The sequence below is a fragment of the Halomonas sp. TH-94 genome (assembly GCF_057473365.1).
In genome coordinates this window covers 116,247-130,422 of record NZ_JBYCKL010000067.1, presented here as the reverse complement: position 1 = coordinate 130,422, position 14,176 = coordinate 116,247, and the positions used below count along the sequence as shown (strand labels likewise).

The following is a 14,176-nucleotide window of genomic DNA, read 5'->3' as shown; positions in this document are numbered from 1 at the left end:
GACTGCCATACTGAAGCCGTCGGCAAGAAGGTTAGCGAAACCCAGTACCAGGGCGACCGTAGGGGAAAAGCCTGCCCCGAAAGCACCTGAAACGACAGCGAATGTCGTGACGCATCCATCGATGCCCCCAAGTATCGCATCAGGCATGGAGTTTACTTGTGGTGGCTGGGAAAGGCGTTCCTTCACGGCCTCGGGGCGATGTTCGGACTCGAGATCTTCATGGCCGTATGACATGGGGGATCATCCACAGTGGGCATGCGTATCTTCTTGCTTCAAGGAGGGGAGGGTGAATTGGTAAACGTAGCAGAAGGCATGGGCAGCGTGCTTCGCTTGCTGCATGTGTGACAATGGCTGACTCGCAAGAAACCGGTCGAAAGGAGGGTAAGCATGCACGGACCCGACCCCGCCAATAAGCACCCAATGGAAGGTTTTCCCCAGGTGTGCTTCATCAAGAACGTCATAGAGAGCCCGAATATCATCGTCGGTGACTATACCTACTACGACGATCCCGAAGATTCGGAAAGCTTCGAGCGCAACGTGCTTTATCATTACCCGTTCATCGGCGACAAGCTGATCATCGGCAAGTTCTGCGCCATTGCTCGAGGCGCGAAGTTCATCATGAACGGGGCGAACCACAAGCTCTCCGGGATCTCCACCTATCCATTCCAGATATTCGGCAACGGTTGGGAAAAGGTCATGCCGGAGCCTGGCGAGCTGCCCTACAAGGGCGATACGGTCATCGGTCATGACGTGTGGATCGGCTATGACGCACTCATCATGCCCGGCGTGCAGATCGGCAGCGGTGCCATCGTATCGTCGCGCTCGGTGGTGGTGAACGATGTACCACCCTATACGGTAGTGGGAGGCAATCCGGCCCGACCGATCCGGCAGCGTTTTTCGCCGGAGAAGATCGAAATCTTGCAGGCCATCGCCTGGTGGGACTGGCCGGTGGAAGAGATCACCCGGCATCTGCCTCTTATCGTGGCGGGGGATGTCGAGGCCTTGAGACAATTGACCATACGGCGTTAAAAATCGGGCTCGTGCACGAGCCCGATGAAAGTACTCAATTACGCCGTGGAAACTCTGCCTTTTGACACGCGACATCCTTGTCGCTCGCTCATCGGGCCTAAGGCTCCACGATGATCTTCACCTGCGACTTGTCGTTGAGCAGCGTGTCGAAGCCTTTCTCGACGATGTCATCCAGGGGGATTCGCGCGGTTATCAGGTCTTCCGCCCGGTAGTAGCCCTGTTCCATCAACGCCATGACGGCGGGGTAGACGTGCCGGTAGGCGATGATGCCCTTCATGGTGCGCTCCTTGATCACCAGGTCGTTGGGCTGGAAGGCGGCCTGCGTTTCCCAGATGCTCACGACCACCGTTTCGCCACCGGCATGGGTGCTGTTGATGGCCTGGTTGAGTACCGCAGGGATGCCGGTGACCTCGAAGGCGAAGTCCACACCGCCGCGGCTCAGGTCGTGGATTCGTGCCACCACGTCGCCCTGTTGCGGGTCCAGGGCCTTGGCGCCCAGGTCGGTGGCCTTCTGCCGTCGTACTTCTGAGAGCTCGACGGTGTAGATGTCGGCGGCGCCGGCGGCCTTGAGGGACTCGATCACCATCAGGCCGATGGGGCCCGCACCGAATACCACGGCGCTGTCGCCGGCTTTCAGTGAACTCTGACGCACGGCGTGCAGGCCCACCGCGGCGGGTTCCACCAGGGCGCCTTGTGCGTAGGAGAGTGCGTCGGGCATGCGGTGAACCATATGCTCACCCACCACGGTGTACTCCGAGAAGCCGCCGCCGCCACCCGAGAGCCCGTGGAAGCCCAGCAGGGGCGTCAGGTTATAGCGCTCCATCAGGTAGCTGCCGTCTCGATGGGGTGACAGGATCGGCTCGATGGCGACGCGATCCCCCGGCTTGACCCGGGTGACGCGCTCGCCCACCTCCACGACCTCACCGGCGAACTCGTGGCCCATGATGATGGGGGCTTGCTGCTGGCTGAGCGGGTGCGGTTCGTCCACTGGAATGAAGATGGGGCCGGCGCTGTACTCGTGCAGGTCGCTGCCGCAGATGCCGCAGGCGGCGACCTTCACCTTGACCTGGTGAGGGTTACTCAGGCTCGGTGTCTCGACCGATTCGACGCGTAAATCTCTGGCCTTGTACCAGACTGCAGCTTGCATGGTGTTAGACATCTTGTTACCTCACAAAGTGAATCCACCGTCGACGGCGATGGCCTGACCAGTGACATGCTCGGCGCCGGCCAGATAAACGGCCAACTGGCCCATGTCTTCCGGAGTTTGCGCCACGCCCTGGGGCAAGAGTGTTTTTTGATGCCGCTCCCAGGATTCCGATTCGCTCTCTCCCTCTTGGCGCCAGCGTCCGGAAAGTCCGGCTTCTCCTCGCCACATTCCCGTGCCGACGATGCCAGGACAAAGGGCATTCACAGTCACGCCTTCGGTGGCCACTTCCTTGGCCACGGCGTTGGTAAAGCCAATGACGGCGAACTTGGAGGCGGAATAGTGGGAAAGGTCCGGAAAGCCGGTCTTGCCGGCAATCGAGGCGACGTTGATGATTCGGCCGAATCGACGGGGAAGCATGACGGCGAGTTCGGCCTGGGTGCACAGGAATACTCCCTTCGCATTGACCGCCATGACCTTGTCCCAGTCATTGGTTGAGAGCTCAGCAATCGACTTGATGCTTATGATCCCAGCATTGTTCACGGCAATTTCCAACTGGCCGAAGGTGCTGACGACGTCAGTTATCAACGCATTGACAGAAGTTTGATTTGAAACATCGACTTGAAATGGGGCACTCCTGCGGCCAAGCGATTCAACCCGAGCAGCCGTTTCCCGGGCAATATCGATATCTAGGTCAGCAATGGCTACATTGGCTCCGGCTTCTGCCAAGGCGATGGCAATTCCCTGGCCGATGCCGCGTCCACCGCCAGTTACAAGGGCCGTCTTTCCATCCAGTTGCATATTCGTCTCTCCCTTGAGGTGGATGGCAGGACCTGCACCCGTGATGCGAGCCCTGCCTATGAAAGATCACGACAGGTGGTGCACTTCCTGCTGGCCGTACACCGGCGTCGGGATGCCCTCCATGCGCGCCTTGAGCTGCAGCGCCAGGTAGTGGGAGTAGTGGCGCGACTGGTGCAGGTTGCCGCCGTGGAACCACAGCGCCTGCTGCTGGGTGGGCTTCCACATGTTGCGCAGCTCACCCTCCCAGGGGCCGGGGTCCTTGGTCGTGTCGGAGCCGAGCCCCCAGCACTTGCCGACCTTGTCGGCCACCTCCTGGGAGATGATGCGCGCCGCCCAGCCGTTCATGGAGCCGTAGCCGGTGGCGTAGACGATCAGGTCGGCGGGCAGTTCGGAGCCGTCGCTGAGCGTCACCGAGCGCGGGTTGATGCGTTCGATCCCTACGCCGCTACGCAGCTTGATGTCGCCGTTGGCCACCAGGTCGCAGGCGCCCACGTCGATGTAGTAGCCGGAGCCGCGGCGTAGGTACTTGAGGAACAGCCCGGAGTCGTCGTCGCCGAAGTCGAGCATGAAGCCGGCGTCCTCCAGCTTCTTGTAGAACTCGGCATCGCGTTCGCGGATCTGGTCGAAGGCGGGGCGCTGGAAGTCGGGCAACAGCTTGTAGGGGATCGAGGCGAAGATCAGGTCGGCCTTGTCGTGGGTGATGCCGTTCTTTACCGCCTCCTCGGAGTAGAGTGGGCCGAGGGCGTGCTCCATCAGCGAGTCGGATTTCACGATGTGGGTCGAGGAGCGCTGGATCATGGTCACGTCGGCATCGCTTTCCCACAGCGCCGCGCAGATGTCGTGGGCCGAGTTGTTTGAGCCCACCACGACCACCTTCTTGCCGCGATAGGCGTCCGGCCCGGGGTGTTGGCTGGAGTGCTGCTGCTCGCCTTCGAAGGTCTCGGCGCCGGGAAAGTGGGGTACGTTGGGCACGCCCGACATGCCGGTGGCCAGGATCAACTGCTTGGGCCTGAGCGTGACTTGCTCGCCGTCGCGGTTAACGCGCACCGTCCACTCGCCGCTGGCCTCGTCGTAGCTGGCGCCCTCGCACTCGGTGGAACTCCAGTAGTTGAGCTCCATCACCTTGGTGTACATCTCCAGCCAGTCGCCGATCTTGTCCTTGGGGGCGAACACCGGCCAGTTCTCGGGGAAGGGGATGTAGGGCAGGTGGTCGTACCATACCGGGTCGTGCAGGCACAGCGACTTGTAGCGGTTGCGCCAGGCATCGCCGGGGCGAGGGTGCTTGTCGAGCACGATGGTGGGTACATCGAGCTGGCGCAGCCGTGCGGCGAGCCCGATACCGCCCTGTCCGCCACCGATGATCACGCAGTAGGGTTGGCGTGTGTAGCCGAGTTCCTGGGCTTCCCGCTGGCGCGACTCGAGCCAGGTCTCGCGGGTCTTGCTGGCGCCGTGTTCGGCCCCCAGGGGGCGCCTGGCACCGCGTGGCTCGGGGTGGTCCTTGAGCTCCTGCATGGTGGTCAGCAGGGTCCAGCATTTGCCGTTTTTCAGGCGCAGGTAGCCCTTGCCAAGGGCGACGCCGGTCTCGAAGGTCAACCAGGCTTCGGTCACGCCGTTGGCTTCGGTGGCCTCGCCATCGAGCTGCCAGTTGGTGGGACGTGCCTCGCTCAGGGTGGCGTTGAGCATCGACTGGATGGCGTCCTTGCCTTCCAGCGTCTTGAGATTCCAGGTGAAGGCGACCAGGTCGCGCCAGTAGCACTCGTCATTGAACAGGGCCATGACCCGTTGGATGTCGCGTTGCTCCAGTGCGCTCTCGAAGTCGCGCAGCCACTGCTGGGCGTGTTGAGTCGGCGTGGGTGTCGTCATCGTTGTTCTCCGCTTGTTGTTAGGGGACGCCCTGGTCCTGGCAGAATCCGTGCCAGCCGCGGAGTGTGTGCGAGAAACGCTTCCAGACGATTGAAAAGCTTGGTGTTACGAGCGGGTGTCAAGCGAGGGGTAGCGTGAAGTGACCTGTAACGCACGTGACAGCTGTCACGTGACGGGAGTCATGCGGGCGTTACACCTGTAACCCCCGACCAAGGGCGCAGGCGAAGTCGATTGACTCCTGCTCGGCACGGCATAGGCTGGAAGCAGGCCTGCCCTACAACAACAAGGCCACCACCGCCGGAGAGCGGCACGGCGGCACCGGAGGCAGCGATGCCATTGCGTAACGAGCAACGCCAGCACATCGATACCCTGATCCGGCTCAGCGAAGGCCAGCCGGCCGACCTGGGCGGCTGTCGGGAAGTTATCCGACGCTCCTGGGAGCGCTGCGTCGGCGAGTACCGACTCGACCCCGGCCGCCCCCGCCCCGTACGGGTACTGACCCAGCAGGCGCTCAAGGAGCATCGCGAGCCGGTGGATGAACTGCTGCACGTGGCACGGGCCGGCGTCGATCAGCTGTTCGCCCAGATCGCCCCGCTGGGCTATGTGCTGCTGCTCACCGACCGGCAGGGCATCACCGTCGATTTCCGCGGCCAGCGCGACCAGCAGCCGGAGCTGCGCCGGGCGGGTCTCTACCTGGGCGCTGACTGGGACGAACGCTACGCAGGAACCTGTGCGGTCGGCACCTGCGTGCACGACGCCCAGGCCATTACCTGCCACCAGAGCGAGCACTTCGATGCCACCCACATCAGCCTGACCTGCACGGCGGCGCCGATCACCGACCCGCAGGGGCAGGTCATTGCGGTGCTGGACATCTCCGCGCTGCAGTCGCCGCGCGCCCAGGAGAGCCAGAACTTCGGCCTGCCGCTGGTCACGCTCTATGCAAGGATGATCGAGGATGCCTATTTCCTGCACCGCTATCGCCACTGCTTGATGCTGCGTTTCGATACCACCCGCGAGTTCGTACATCTCAATGGCCGAGGGCTGATCGCCATCGAGGAGGACGGCAGTGTGGTCGCGGCCAATGGCGCCGGCCGCGCGCTGATCGACGCCCATCTGCGCCGCTGGCCGCCTTGGTCGCCAGGCTGGCAGCCGACGGTCACCCAGCTGTTCGACGGCGAACTCGGTGAACTGTTGGGCATCCCGACCGCCAGCGATGACGGCATTCGCGCCTTTCGGACACGCGCCAACGACACCACCTGCTTCGTCACCCTGCTCGAGCCGCGCGGTCGACGCCCGGCCCCACGTCCCTTGCCGCCTTCGCCGGTGCCGGCGCTGGACCGACTCGCCTCGGATGACCCCGCCATGCATCGCGTACTCAAGCTGGCCCGGCGGCTGCGCAACGAAGAGGTCAGCGTGTTGATCACCGGCGAGACCGGTACCGGCAAGGAGGTGCTGGCTCGGGCGCTGCACGACAGCGGTACGCGTGCCAAGGGGCCCTTCGTGGCAGTGAACTGCGCCGCGATTCCCGAATCGCTGATCGAAAGCGAACTGTTCGGCTACCTGCCCGGCGCCTTCACCGGCGGGCGCAGCAAGGGCATGCGCGGGCTGATCCAGCAGGCCGATGGGGGCACCCTGTTCCTGGATGAGATCGGCGACATGCCGCTGACGCTGCAGACCCGACTGCTGCGCGTGTTGGCCGAGCGTGAAGTAATGCCGCTGGGGGCCGAAAAGGCGCTGCGCATCGATATTCGCGTGATCACCGCCACCCATCGTGACATGAGCGAGCTGATCGCCCGGGGCGGCTTCCGTGAAGACCTCTACTACCGCCTGAACGGCGCCCAGCTGCGGCTGCCGGCGCTGCGTGAGCGGGCCGACAAGCACTATGTGATTCGCAGCGTCTACCAGGCGCTTCTTGCCGAGCGCGAGCGGGAGGTGCGCCTGCGCGCCGATGCCATGAGCGCGCTGCTGGCTCACGCCTGGCCGGGCAACATCCGCCAGCTCAAGAACGCCCTGGCCTTCGCCCTGGCCACGGTCGAGGGCGACGAGATCACCCTTCACGACCTGCCGGAAGAGTGTCAGGGACACCTCGGCGCCGCACCGCAGACGTTCGGCGTGGTGAAGGCAGGGGAGCAGGACGGGGGCGAAGCGCTGCATGAACTGCTGCGTGCCACCGGCTGGAACGTCAGTCTCGCCGCGCGGCGACTCGGTGTTTCACGTCCCACCATCTATCGGCGCATGCGCCGCCATGGTCTGGTGCCGCCCAACTGGCGCGAGTCCGACTCGAAGCTCGAACGTTAACACGCTATCTTTGTGGCTATTGTGTGCCTTTGCTGCCCTGAGCCTAGCGTATTGGAGCTTCCATGAGCCAAGACAACGAGTACCTGCCGCCGAAGGTGTGGAAATGGGAAAAGCCGAGCGGGGGGCAATTTGCCAGCATCAACCGGCCCATCGCCGGCCCCACCCATGACAAGACGCTGCCGGTGGGCAAGCATCCGCTGCAGCTCTATTCGCTGGCTACGCCCAACGGGGTGAAGGTCACCGTCATGCTCTAGGAGCTGTTGGCGCTGGGGCATGCCGAGGCCGAATACGATGCCTGGCTGATCCAGATCGGCGATGGCGATCAGTTCGGCAGCGGCTTCGTCGAGGTCAACCCGAACTCGAAGATACCGGCATTGATGGACCACAGCACCACGCCGCCTACCCGGGTGTTCGAGTCGGGCTCGATCCTGCTCTATCTGGCCGAGAGGTTCGGCGAATTTCTACTTCACGATCATGCCGGGCGCACCGAGACGCTGAACTGGCTGTTCTGGCAGATGGGTAGCGCACCCTATCTTGGCGGCGGCTTCGGTCATTTCTATGCCTATGCGCCGACCAAGATCGAGTACGCCATCGATCGCTTCGCCATGGAGGCCAAGCGACAGCTCGATGTGCTGGATCGTCGCCTGGCCGAGAGCCGCTATCTGGGTGGGGACGAATACACCATCGCCGATATTGCCAACTGGCCCTGGTATGGGCAGCTGGCGCTGAGCCGGGTCTACGATGCAGGCGAGTTCCTGCAGGTGCAGGAGTACGAGCATGTGCAGCGCTGGGCCAGGGAGATCGATGCGCGACCGGCGGTTAAACGTGGTCGCATGGTCAACCGCACTTTCGGCGAACCGGAGGAGCAGCTGCATGAGCGCCACGATGCCGACGACTTCAAGACCGATACCCAGGATAAGCGCTAGGCGGGCATGAACGAGAACGAGCCAGCCTATCAGATCAGGAAAGTGACACGCGGCGATCTCGGGGCCTGCGCGGTCCTGTTTGCCCAGGTTTTTTCAGCGGCGCCCTGGAGCGAGCCTTGGCAAGTCGATGGCGCCCTGGCACGTCTCGAACACTTCTTCGAATCGCCTGGCGCCGTGGGGATGATGGCGCCAGGTGAGGGCAGGACGCCCGAAGGGTTTCTGCTGGGCAATCTCGAGCCTTATCTGGAAGGAAAGCTGTTCTACTTGCGGGAGATGTGTGTCGTTTCACACCGGCAGGGGCGGGGTACCGGCTCACGGCTCTACCGTGCGCTGGAGAGCGAGCTTGCTGAGCGAGACGTTCGTGCGGTGTACCTGGCCACGGGGCGGGACATCCCTGCGGCCCGTTTCTACCAGCGCCTCGGCTTTCGTTGCAGCGAAGGGATGACGTTCTACGCCAAGGGCTTGAAAGGAGAGTGAGCGGGCACTGGGTTTCGCGGCGAGCCGGGTGCATTACGCCGCAGCCGACATGCTTGGCGTGATATAGCCACATTGGACTCCCTCAAGGTGCTCTGGCATGCTTCGCGCTCCTTGAAACCCGCTGGGAAAGAGCCATGAGCGCGCTGCCTGACTGTCCTGCCTGTCATTCCGAATATACTTACGAAATTGGCGATATGTATGCCTGCCCCGAGTGCGGGCACGAGTGGTCCGGGCAGGCTGAGAGCGAGTCCGCAGAGGCGAAGGTGGTGCGCGATGCCAATGGCAATGAGCTACAGGACGGCGACAGCGTCACCGTGATCAAGGACCTCAAGGTCAAGGGCACATCGTCGGTGGTCAAGGTAGGCACCAAGGTCAAGAGCATCCGCCTGGTGGAAGGCGACCACGACATCGACTGCAAGATCGACGGCTTCGGGCCGATGAAGTTGAAGTCGGAGTTCGTCAAGAAAGCCTGAGGTGCAGTGATATTGCTGGCGAATCTGGTCGAGGTACCCGAATGATAGTGACTTCCTATCGGGTCAATAGCCATGCTCTCTTTCAATGAGGCTTATACTAAGCAGCAAGACTCATTGGCTTCAAGGAGGTGGCTCATGATGAACCGTATTGGAACGTTGCTTTTTCTGGTGGGGCTCGGTGTGGCAATCGTGATGATCTTTCCCCTTGTCACGGCGCTGGCCCTTTCTGTGTTCACGGGCCTGGAGCCGACCTACTGGAGTCATTTCTTCTCGGGTAGCCTGCTCTTCGTCGTCATTGCTGGCCTGGCACTGTTGGCCGGTAGAGGGGCGCAGCGGGCTCTTGTCCGTTCTTGAGCGCTCAGTACCAAGCGAAGTCGAAGCAGGGCCGGGGTAAATCCCCGGCCCTGCTTCGTTTCATTGACTCAGTAATGGTCAGGTTCGCTTGCGGCCTCTTGCGCGATCAGCGCATCGGCCAGTGCACGTGAGGCAAGGGCGAATTCCACACGAGCTGCGCTGAGCGCACTCAAGTCCTTACAGGTACCGTCTCGCTCCATTCGGTCGAGCTGGGTTTTGGCCATGACCAAACGCCTGCAAAGAACTTCATTGCTGGGCGCCTCTCTCGTTGTATCGGACAGATCGACCTGCGCATTGAGACTATTCATTTTTTTCTCCCCTACGCCATGCGAAAAAGCGCTTCGGCTCTTACGGCCGGTCGCTTGTTATGAATATCGTCCAGAATGAAAAAAACTGTAGCTTTTATGGCACGGGGAGTAGCGCGCCTGGCCGGAGAAAGGCGAGGGCGATATGGAGCGGTGTGCTGAAGCGGCTATTGAATGGCGGTGACCATGACCGGCGCTACACCGCGGTTCAGCATGCCGAGTTCGCGTGCTGCGCGCTTGGATAGGTCGATGATTCGACCTTCGACGAAGGGGCCGCGGTCGTTGATCAGCACCTCCACTTCCTGACCCGTGTCGGCTCGGGTGACTACCACCTTGGTGCCGAGGGGAAGGCTGGGGTGCGCTGCCGTCAGCGCCTGCTGGTCGAAGGGCTCACCGCTGGCAGTGGTAGCACCTTGGAAGCGATCGCTATAGAAGGAAGCGATTCCCTCTTCCTGTACGTCGGCTTCATGAGCCGATGCGTGGATGGCGGTTACCGCGAGCATCCCCGCCATGCAGCAAGCGAGCAACTTTTTTGGTCGAGCTCCCATGGTTTTGCCTCAGGTAGGTCGTGTTAGCGGTTATCGCTTTCATCGATGAGGTGCTGGTGAGCGTTATGGATACTACCCTTCACGCGGACCTGAGGCAACCTGATAAAAATCAGCCCTGACAAGTTCGCCGCAGAAGTCGTCTTATTAGGCGGTGTTTGACGATGATGCTTCAAAGGGCCCTTCAGGCCCTTTGAGCCTGCCCGGTCCAGGCCGGGACGTGATCTTTCAAGGAGATGAGGCGCAGGGGAGCGACACAGGCCGTCTGGTTGCGTCCGGCCTCCTTCGCCATGTAGAGACCCTCATCCGCTTGCTTTACCAGTGTGGACTGCCTGGCGTTGCGTACCGGTAGCATCGCGGAGACACCGATACTGACCGTGACATGGCCGGCCACGGGGGAGTCGGGGAAGGGAATGGCTCGTTCCGTGAGCATGGAATGGATGCGTTCGGCCATGCGGTTGGCACCTTCGAGGTCGGTATGGGGCATCAGTACCACCATTTCCTCGCCGCCATAGCGTGCAACGAGATCGCCAGGCCGGGCAGCTGCTGCCTTGAGAACGCTGGCCACTTCGCGTAGGCAGGTGTCGCCTTTTTGATGACCATAGCTGTCGTTGAAGCACTTGAAGCAGTCGATATCGATCATCAGAAGGCTGAGCGGTTGACGCTCACGCGCGGCGCGTTGCCATTCCAGTTTCAGGACACGTTCGAACTCGCGGCGATTGGCAATTCCCAACAGGCCGTCATGTGCGGCTTGTCGAGCGAGCTTGGCATTGGAGGCTTCGAGGCGCTCACGCTCATGCAGCAGTTGAAGTTCGCGAGCACGATAGATGCGTTGCATGGGCAGCAGAATCAGCGAGACTGTCAACATGATGCCGCCCGCGAACGCGACGAGGGCCGTGCCGGTATGCAAGCCTTCTGTACTCAGGGAGGCCAGGAAATGAACGATACTGGGAAAGAGACTGGTTTCGTCGGGTACCACGCCATGCAGGGAAAGTGCCGCGTCGCTAAGCAAGGCGACCAGCAGCACGAGGCCGGCCAGGCTTGGGGGGTTGCTCAACGGAGACTGTGATTTCATGTCCATGGCCACTCGTCTCGCTCCTTGCTGGGATTGAATAACCCGTTCTTGACTTCCTTTGCTGCTGTCGGAGCTGCCAGCTCCTCGGCGTCGTCAAAAAAAAGGGCCGCAGAGCGGCCCAAGTACGCAGGGAACTAAAGGATAGAGCTAACGCAATTGCGTGCCATCGGCCGATGGAAACCGTGAAACTCGGTGGACTCCTTTCCACATGATGCCGGTACCTGGCAATCGAGTTTCTGGGTACGAGATCGGCCGTGCCGGCCATTCGTACCACTCTGTCCTGTATACTGCGAAAATGATGCCAAAAATTTCATTTTTTTTAAAAAACATAAAGTTATTTATTTCCCTGGCTGAGGTTTAGGCAGCCACAGCCGGGATCGAAGTATCGTGCGGTCGATTTATGTAGCGGTATGGCGACATAAAGCGCGATAGTCGCATAAAGGCATATAAAACAATGGATTGCGTGTCTCCGTTTGGAGACACCGGTTGCGGCGCAATATTCTGCGCGAGCGATATGGCGCTTCTCGGCAGTGCTAGACCGCTGGCATCGTTCGGGCGAGACTGCTGGTAGCGTCGATTGCCTATGAATCCATCATGACGAGGAGAAACCCGATGGCGAGCGTATTCACCCGAATCATCCATGGCGACCTGCCCGCGGAATTCGTTTGGTCAGATGAGCGATGCGTGGCGATCATGACGCTGAACCCGATGAAGCCCGGTCATTTGCTTGTCATCCCGCGCGAGGAGATCGATCACTGGGACGATATGCCGGCCGAGCTGAGCGCTCATCTCATGCAGGTGTCTCAGAGCCTGGCCAAGGCGCTGAAGCGGGCCTTTCCCTGCGAGCGGGTGGGAATGATGATCGTCGGTCTCGAGGTGCCTCACGTGCACCTGCACCTGGTACCGCTCGATTCGATGCAGGACTTTCGTCTCGAGGGGCTGGCTCAAGCAGGCCCTGAGGAGCTGGCAGACAATGCCGATCGTATTCGTGGTGCCCTTACGAATCACTGACCCACGTATACGGGGAAGCCGTGTATGCCACATGGTAATGACATGGTGTCCAGCTCGGCTTATCAGACGCTGCTGGCAAAGGTGGGGGAGCTCGAAAAGGCTGAGCGGGTGCAGCGAGCGCTATATGCCATCTCCGATCTGGCCGGTGCCCAACTGGAGATGAGCGAGACGCTCAGGCGCCTGCACGACATCATTTCCGGCTTGATGTACGCAAAGAATTTCTTCATAGCCCGCTACGATGATCTCACCCAGCATGTGCGCTTCCTCTATTTCTCGGATGTGGCAACCTCGTTTGCGGATGTGGCGGCGGCGGGGATGGATACGGCGATCCCGCTGGACGAGCTCGAATATAGCCTCACCTGGTACACGATTCGCCTGGGTAAACCGCTACGCGGTTCACTCGATAGTATCGGGGCGGAGCTTCCCGGAGAGTTTCGGCCGCTTGGCGTGGCAGCCAAGGATTGGCTGGGCGTGCCCATGCTGGAAGGCAGTCAGGTGCATGGCATCGTCGTGGTGCAGCATTACGAAGAAGCCGGAGTATACGGGGCGGACGATCAGGCGCTCCTGAGCTTCGTTGCCTCGCATATCCTGACGACGCTGCAACGGCGCGAGAACCTGGAAAATCTGGAACAGGCGGTTGCATTGCGCACCAAGGAGTTGGCCGACGCCAATGCCAAGCTGCTTCAGGAAATTGCGCAGCGCAAGCGTAACGAGTTGATTCAGCGTGCGCTCTACCATATCGCCGAGCAAGCGGGCGACACCGGTCGGGAAAAGGATTTCTACCGCACGATCCATTACCAACTGGGCAACCTGCTCTATGCCGATAACTTCTTCATCGCGCTCTTGGTCGACGAGGGCGAGGCGATCGACTTCGCCTACTATGCCAACGATTACGATCCGCCGAGCCCCAAGCGGCGTCTGCGCGACGGTCTGACCGAGTACGTCTTGCGTCTGGGGGCGGATGTGCTGCTCAACAAGAGCCAGATCGCGGCGCTCGAAGATGCTGGCAGCATTACCATCAATGGGCGTCGACCCCACTCCTGGTTGGGAGTGCCGCTACGCTGTGAGGGGCGGGTGCTGGGGGTCATGGCCGTGCAAAGCTATCGCGACGACACTCTCTATCAGCCCGAAGATTCGGAGCTGCTGCGGTTCGTGTCCAGTCAGATTGCCAGCAGCCTGGAGCGCAAGCGCGCCTTGGCCTCTCTACGCGTGGCCAAGGAGACGCTCGAGCACAGGGTGCGGGAACGCACCAGTGAGCTCGAAAAGGAGATCGCCACCCGCAAGGCCGTGGAGCAACAGCTCAAGCATGAGGTAATGCACGATAACCTGACGGGCCTGCCCAATCGGGCCCACCTGCTGGAGCGACTCGAGCAACTCTCATCGCGGCGTAGCACGGGTGTCGACAAACGGAGCTTCGCCATCATGTTTCTGGATGTCGACCGCTTCAAGGCGATCAATGACGAGCACGGCCACATCGTGGGAGACATGGTACTGAAGGAGATCGCCCAGCGTCTTTCATACAGCGTCAGGCCGCCCGGCCTTGCGGCGCGCCTGTCCGGAGATGAGTTCGCCATTCTGCTGGAGGGAATCGAGCGGGAAGAGGAGGCGGTCACGGTCGCTTCTCGCTTCCTGAGAACCCTGGAGCGTCCGATTTCACTGGCGGGGATCAGTCTCGACGTCTCCGTGAGTATCGGCATTGCCAGCCATGGAGAGGGCGAGATGTCGCACTCGGATTTGCTGGGGCGAGCGGACAAGGCGATGTACCAGGCCAAGAGCGAAGGGCGCAGCCTATATCGCCTTTCCCCCTCTCGGGAGTGAGCCTCGCTTCAAGGCGCAAACCACGGCGCCTGTGTCCGCCATGGCTTACAGCCTGCA

At 61.3% G+C, this 14,176-nt stretch carries 14 protein-coding genes and 1 pseudogene; 8 read left to right on the top strand and 7 right to left on the bottom strand.

Annotated features, from left to right (window positions below):
* Nucleotides 1-234, bottom strand: a 234-nt coding sequence (locus tag AC2VNO_RS13645; RefSeq protein ID WP_486934628.1) for a VIT1/CCC1 transporter family protein, incomplete at its 3' end; no start/stop codon positions are given.
* 153 nt (nucleotides 235-387) lie between these two features.
* Between AC2VNO_RS13645 and AC2VNO_RS13640 the strand changes: the two genes are divergently transcribed.
* Complete coding sequence (locus AC2VNO_RS13640; protein ID WP_486934627.1) at nucleotides 388-1,029, top strand: Vat family streptogramin A O-acetyltransferase; 642 nt, start codon at nucleotides 388-390, stop codon at nucleotides 1,027-1,029.
* Nucleotides 1,030-1,126: 97 nt separating this feature from the next.
* Here AC2VNO_RS13640 and AC2VNO_RS13635 read toward each other — a convergent pair whose 3' ends face one another.
* From AC2VNO_RS13635 to AC2VNO_RS13625, 3 genes are all read right to left on the bottom strand, one after another.
* Complete coding sequence (locus tag AC2VNO_RS13635; RefSeq protein ID WP_486934626.1) at nucleotides 1,127-2,188, bottom strand: 2,3-butanediol dehydrogenase; 1,062 nt, start codon at nucleotides 2,186-2,188, stop codon at nucleotides 1,127-1,129.
* Between the two features lie 9 nt (nucleotides 2,189-2,197).
* On the bottom strand, nucleotides 2,198-2,974 hold the full coding sequence (locus tag AC2VNO_RS13630; RefSeq protein ID WP_486934625.1) for an SDR family NAD(P)-dependent oxidoreductase: 777 nt from the start codon (nucleotides 2,972-2,974) through the stop codon (nucleotides 2,198-2,200).
* Between the two features lie 66 nt (nucleotides 2,975-3,040).
* Complete coding sequence (locus tag AC2VNO_RS13625) at nucleotides 3,041-4,837, bottom strand: NAD(P)/FAD-dependent oxidoreductase (protein WP_486934624.1); 1,797 nt, start codon at nucleotides 4,835-4,837, stop codon at nucleotides 3,041-3,043.
* 330 nt (nucleotides 4,838-5,167) lie between these two features.
* Here AC2VNO_RS13625 and AC2VNO_RS13620 point away from each other — a divergent pair, with 330 nt between their 5' ends.
* The 5 genes and pseudogenes from AC2VNO_RS13620 (at nucleotide 5,168) to AC2VNO_RS13600 (ending at nucleotide 9,365) form a co-directional block, all read left to right on the top strand.
* Nucleotides 5,168-7,135 carry a sigma-54-dependent Fis family transcriptional regulator gene (locus tag AC2VNO_RS13620; RefSeq protein WP_486934623.1) on the top strand — a complete coding sequence of 656 codons (1,968 nt, stop codon included), beginning with the start codon at nucleotides 5,168-5,170 and terminating at the stop codon, nucleotides 7,133-7,135.
* Nucleotides 7,136-7,197: 62 nt separating this feature from the next.
* A pseudogene (gene yghU / locus AC2VNO_RS13615) lies at nucleotides 7,198-8,061 on the top strand (glutathione-dependent disulfide-bond oxidoreductase).
* A gap of 6 nt (nucleotides 8,062-8,067) precedes the next feature.
* A complete protein-coding gene (locus AC2VNO_RS13610) occupies nucleotides 8,068-8,538 on the top strand; it encodes a GNAT family N-acetyltransferase (protein WP_486934622.1) in 471 nt (156 codons plus the stop codon).
* Nucleotides 8,539-8,672: 134 nt separating this feature from the next.
* Nucleotides 8,673-9,011 carry a zinc ribbon domain-containing protein YjdM gene (locus AC2VNO_RS13605; RefSeq protein WP_486934621.1) on the top strand — a complete coding sequence of 113 codons (339 nt, stop codon included), beginning with the start codon at nucleotides 8,673-8,675 and terminating at the stop codon, nucleotides 9,009-9,011.
* 135 nt (nucleotides 9,012-9,146) lie between these two features.
* Nucleotides 9,147-9,365, top strand: coding sequence for a hypothetical protein (locus AC2VNO_RS13600; protein WP_486934620.1), 219 nt, complete (start codon nucleotides 9,147-9,149; stop codon nucleotides 9,363-9,365).
* 68 nt (nucleotides 9,366-9,433) lie between these two features.
* Here AC2VNO_RS13600 and AC2VNO_RS13595 read toward each other — a convergent pair whose 3' ends face one another.
* From AC2VNO_RS13595 to AC2VNO_RS13585, 3 genes are all read right to left on the bottom strand, one after another.
* The gene (locus tag AC2VNO_RS13595; protein ID WP_486934619.1) at nucleotides 9,434-9,673 is read right to left on the bottom strand and encodes a hypothetical protein; all 240 of its coding nucleotides are present in this window, start codon (nucleotides 9,671-9,673) and stop codon (nucleotides 9,434-9,436) included.
* Nucleotides 9,674-9,837: 164 nt separating this feature from the next.
* Entirely contained in the window at nucleotides 9,838-10,173 is a 336-nt protein-coding gene (locus AC2VNO_RS13590) for a septal ring lytic transglycosylase RlpA family protein (RefSeq protein ID WP_486934632.1), read from the bottom strand.
* 226 nt (nucleotides 10,174-10,399) lie between these two features.
* Entirely contained in the window at nucleotides 10,400-11,290 is an 891-nt protein-coding gene (locus AC2VNO_RS13585; protein WP_486934618.1) for a diguanylate cyclase, read from the bottom strand.
* Nucleotides 11,291-11,902: 612 nt separating this feature from the next.
* Between AC2VNO_RS13585 and AC2VNO_RS13580 the strand changes: the two genes are divergently transcribed.
* Together AC2VNO_RS13580 and AC2VNO_RS13575 are read left to right on the top strand one after the other, a co-directional pair.
* Nucleotides 11,903-12,301, top strand: coding sequence for an HIT family protein (locus AC2VNO_RS13580; RefSeq protein WP_486934617.1), 399 nt, complete (start codon nucleotides 11,903-11,905; stop codon nucleotides 12,299-12,301).
* Nucleotides 12,302-12,325: 24 nt separating this feature from the next.
* The gene (locus AC2VNO_RS13575) at nucleotides 12,326-14,119 is read left to right on the top strand and encodes a sensor domain-containing diguanylate cyclase (protein WP_486934616.1); all 1,794 of its coding nucleotides are present in this window, start codon (nucleotides 12,326-12,328) and stop codon (nucleotides 14,117-14,119) included.
* Nucleotides 14,120-14,176 lie beyond the last annotated feature (57 nt).

Coding starts and splice junctions, on each gene's coding strand:
- AC2VNO_RS13590 (WP_486934632.1), bottom strand. CDS start 10,173: ATGCTCGCGGTAACCGCCATCCACGCATCGGCTCATGAAGCCGACGTA.
- AC2VNO_RS13635 (WP_486934626.1), bottom strand. CDS start 2,188: ATGTCTAACACCATGCAAGCTGCAGTCTGGTACAAGGCCAGAGATTTA.
- AC2VNO_RS13600 (WP_486934620.1), top strand. CDS start 9,147: ATGATGAACCGTATTGGAACGTTGCTTTTTCTGGTGGGGCTCGGTGTG.
- AC2VNO_RS13595 (WP_486934619.1), bottom strand. CDS start 9,673: ATGAATAGTCTCAATGCGCAGGTCGATCTGTCCGATACAACGAGAGAG.
- AC2VNO_RS13585 (WP_486934618.1), bottom strand. CDS start 11,290: ATGAAATCACAGTCTCCGTTGAGCAACCCCCCAAGCCTGGCCGGCCTC.
- AC2VNO_RS13620 (WP_486934623.1), top strand. CDS start 5,168: ATGCCATTGCGTAACGAGCAACGCCAGCACATCGATACCCTGATCCGG.
- AC2VNO_RS13580 (WP_486934617.1), top strand. CDS start 11,903: ATGGCGAGCGTATTCACCCGAATCATCCATGGCGACCTGCCCGCGGAA.
- AC2VNO_RS13610 (WP_486934622.1), top strand. CDS start 8,068: ATGAACGAGAACGAGCCAGCCTATCAGATCAGGAAAGTGACACGCGGC.
- AC2VNO_RS13640 (WP_486934627.1), top strand. CDS start 388: ATGCACGGACCCGACCCCGCCAATAAGCACCCAATGGAAGGTTTTCCC.
- AC2VNO_RS13625 (WP_486934624.1), bottom strand. CDS start 4,837: ATGACGACACCCACGCCGACTCAACACGCCCAGCAGTGGCTGCGCGAC.
- AC2VNO_RS13630 (WP_486934625.1), bottom strand. CDS start 2,974: ATGCAACTGGATGGAAAGACGGCCCTTGTAACTGGCGGTGGACGCGGC.
- AC2VNO_RS13575 (WP_486934616.1), top strand. CDS start 12,326: ATGCCACATGGTAATGACATGGTGTCCAGCTCGGCTTATCAGACGCTG.
- AC2VNO_RS13605 (WP_486934621.1), top strand. CDS start 8,673: ATGAGCGCGCTGCCTGACTGTCCTGCCTGTCATTCCGAATATACTTAC.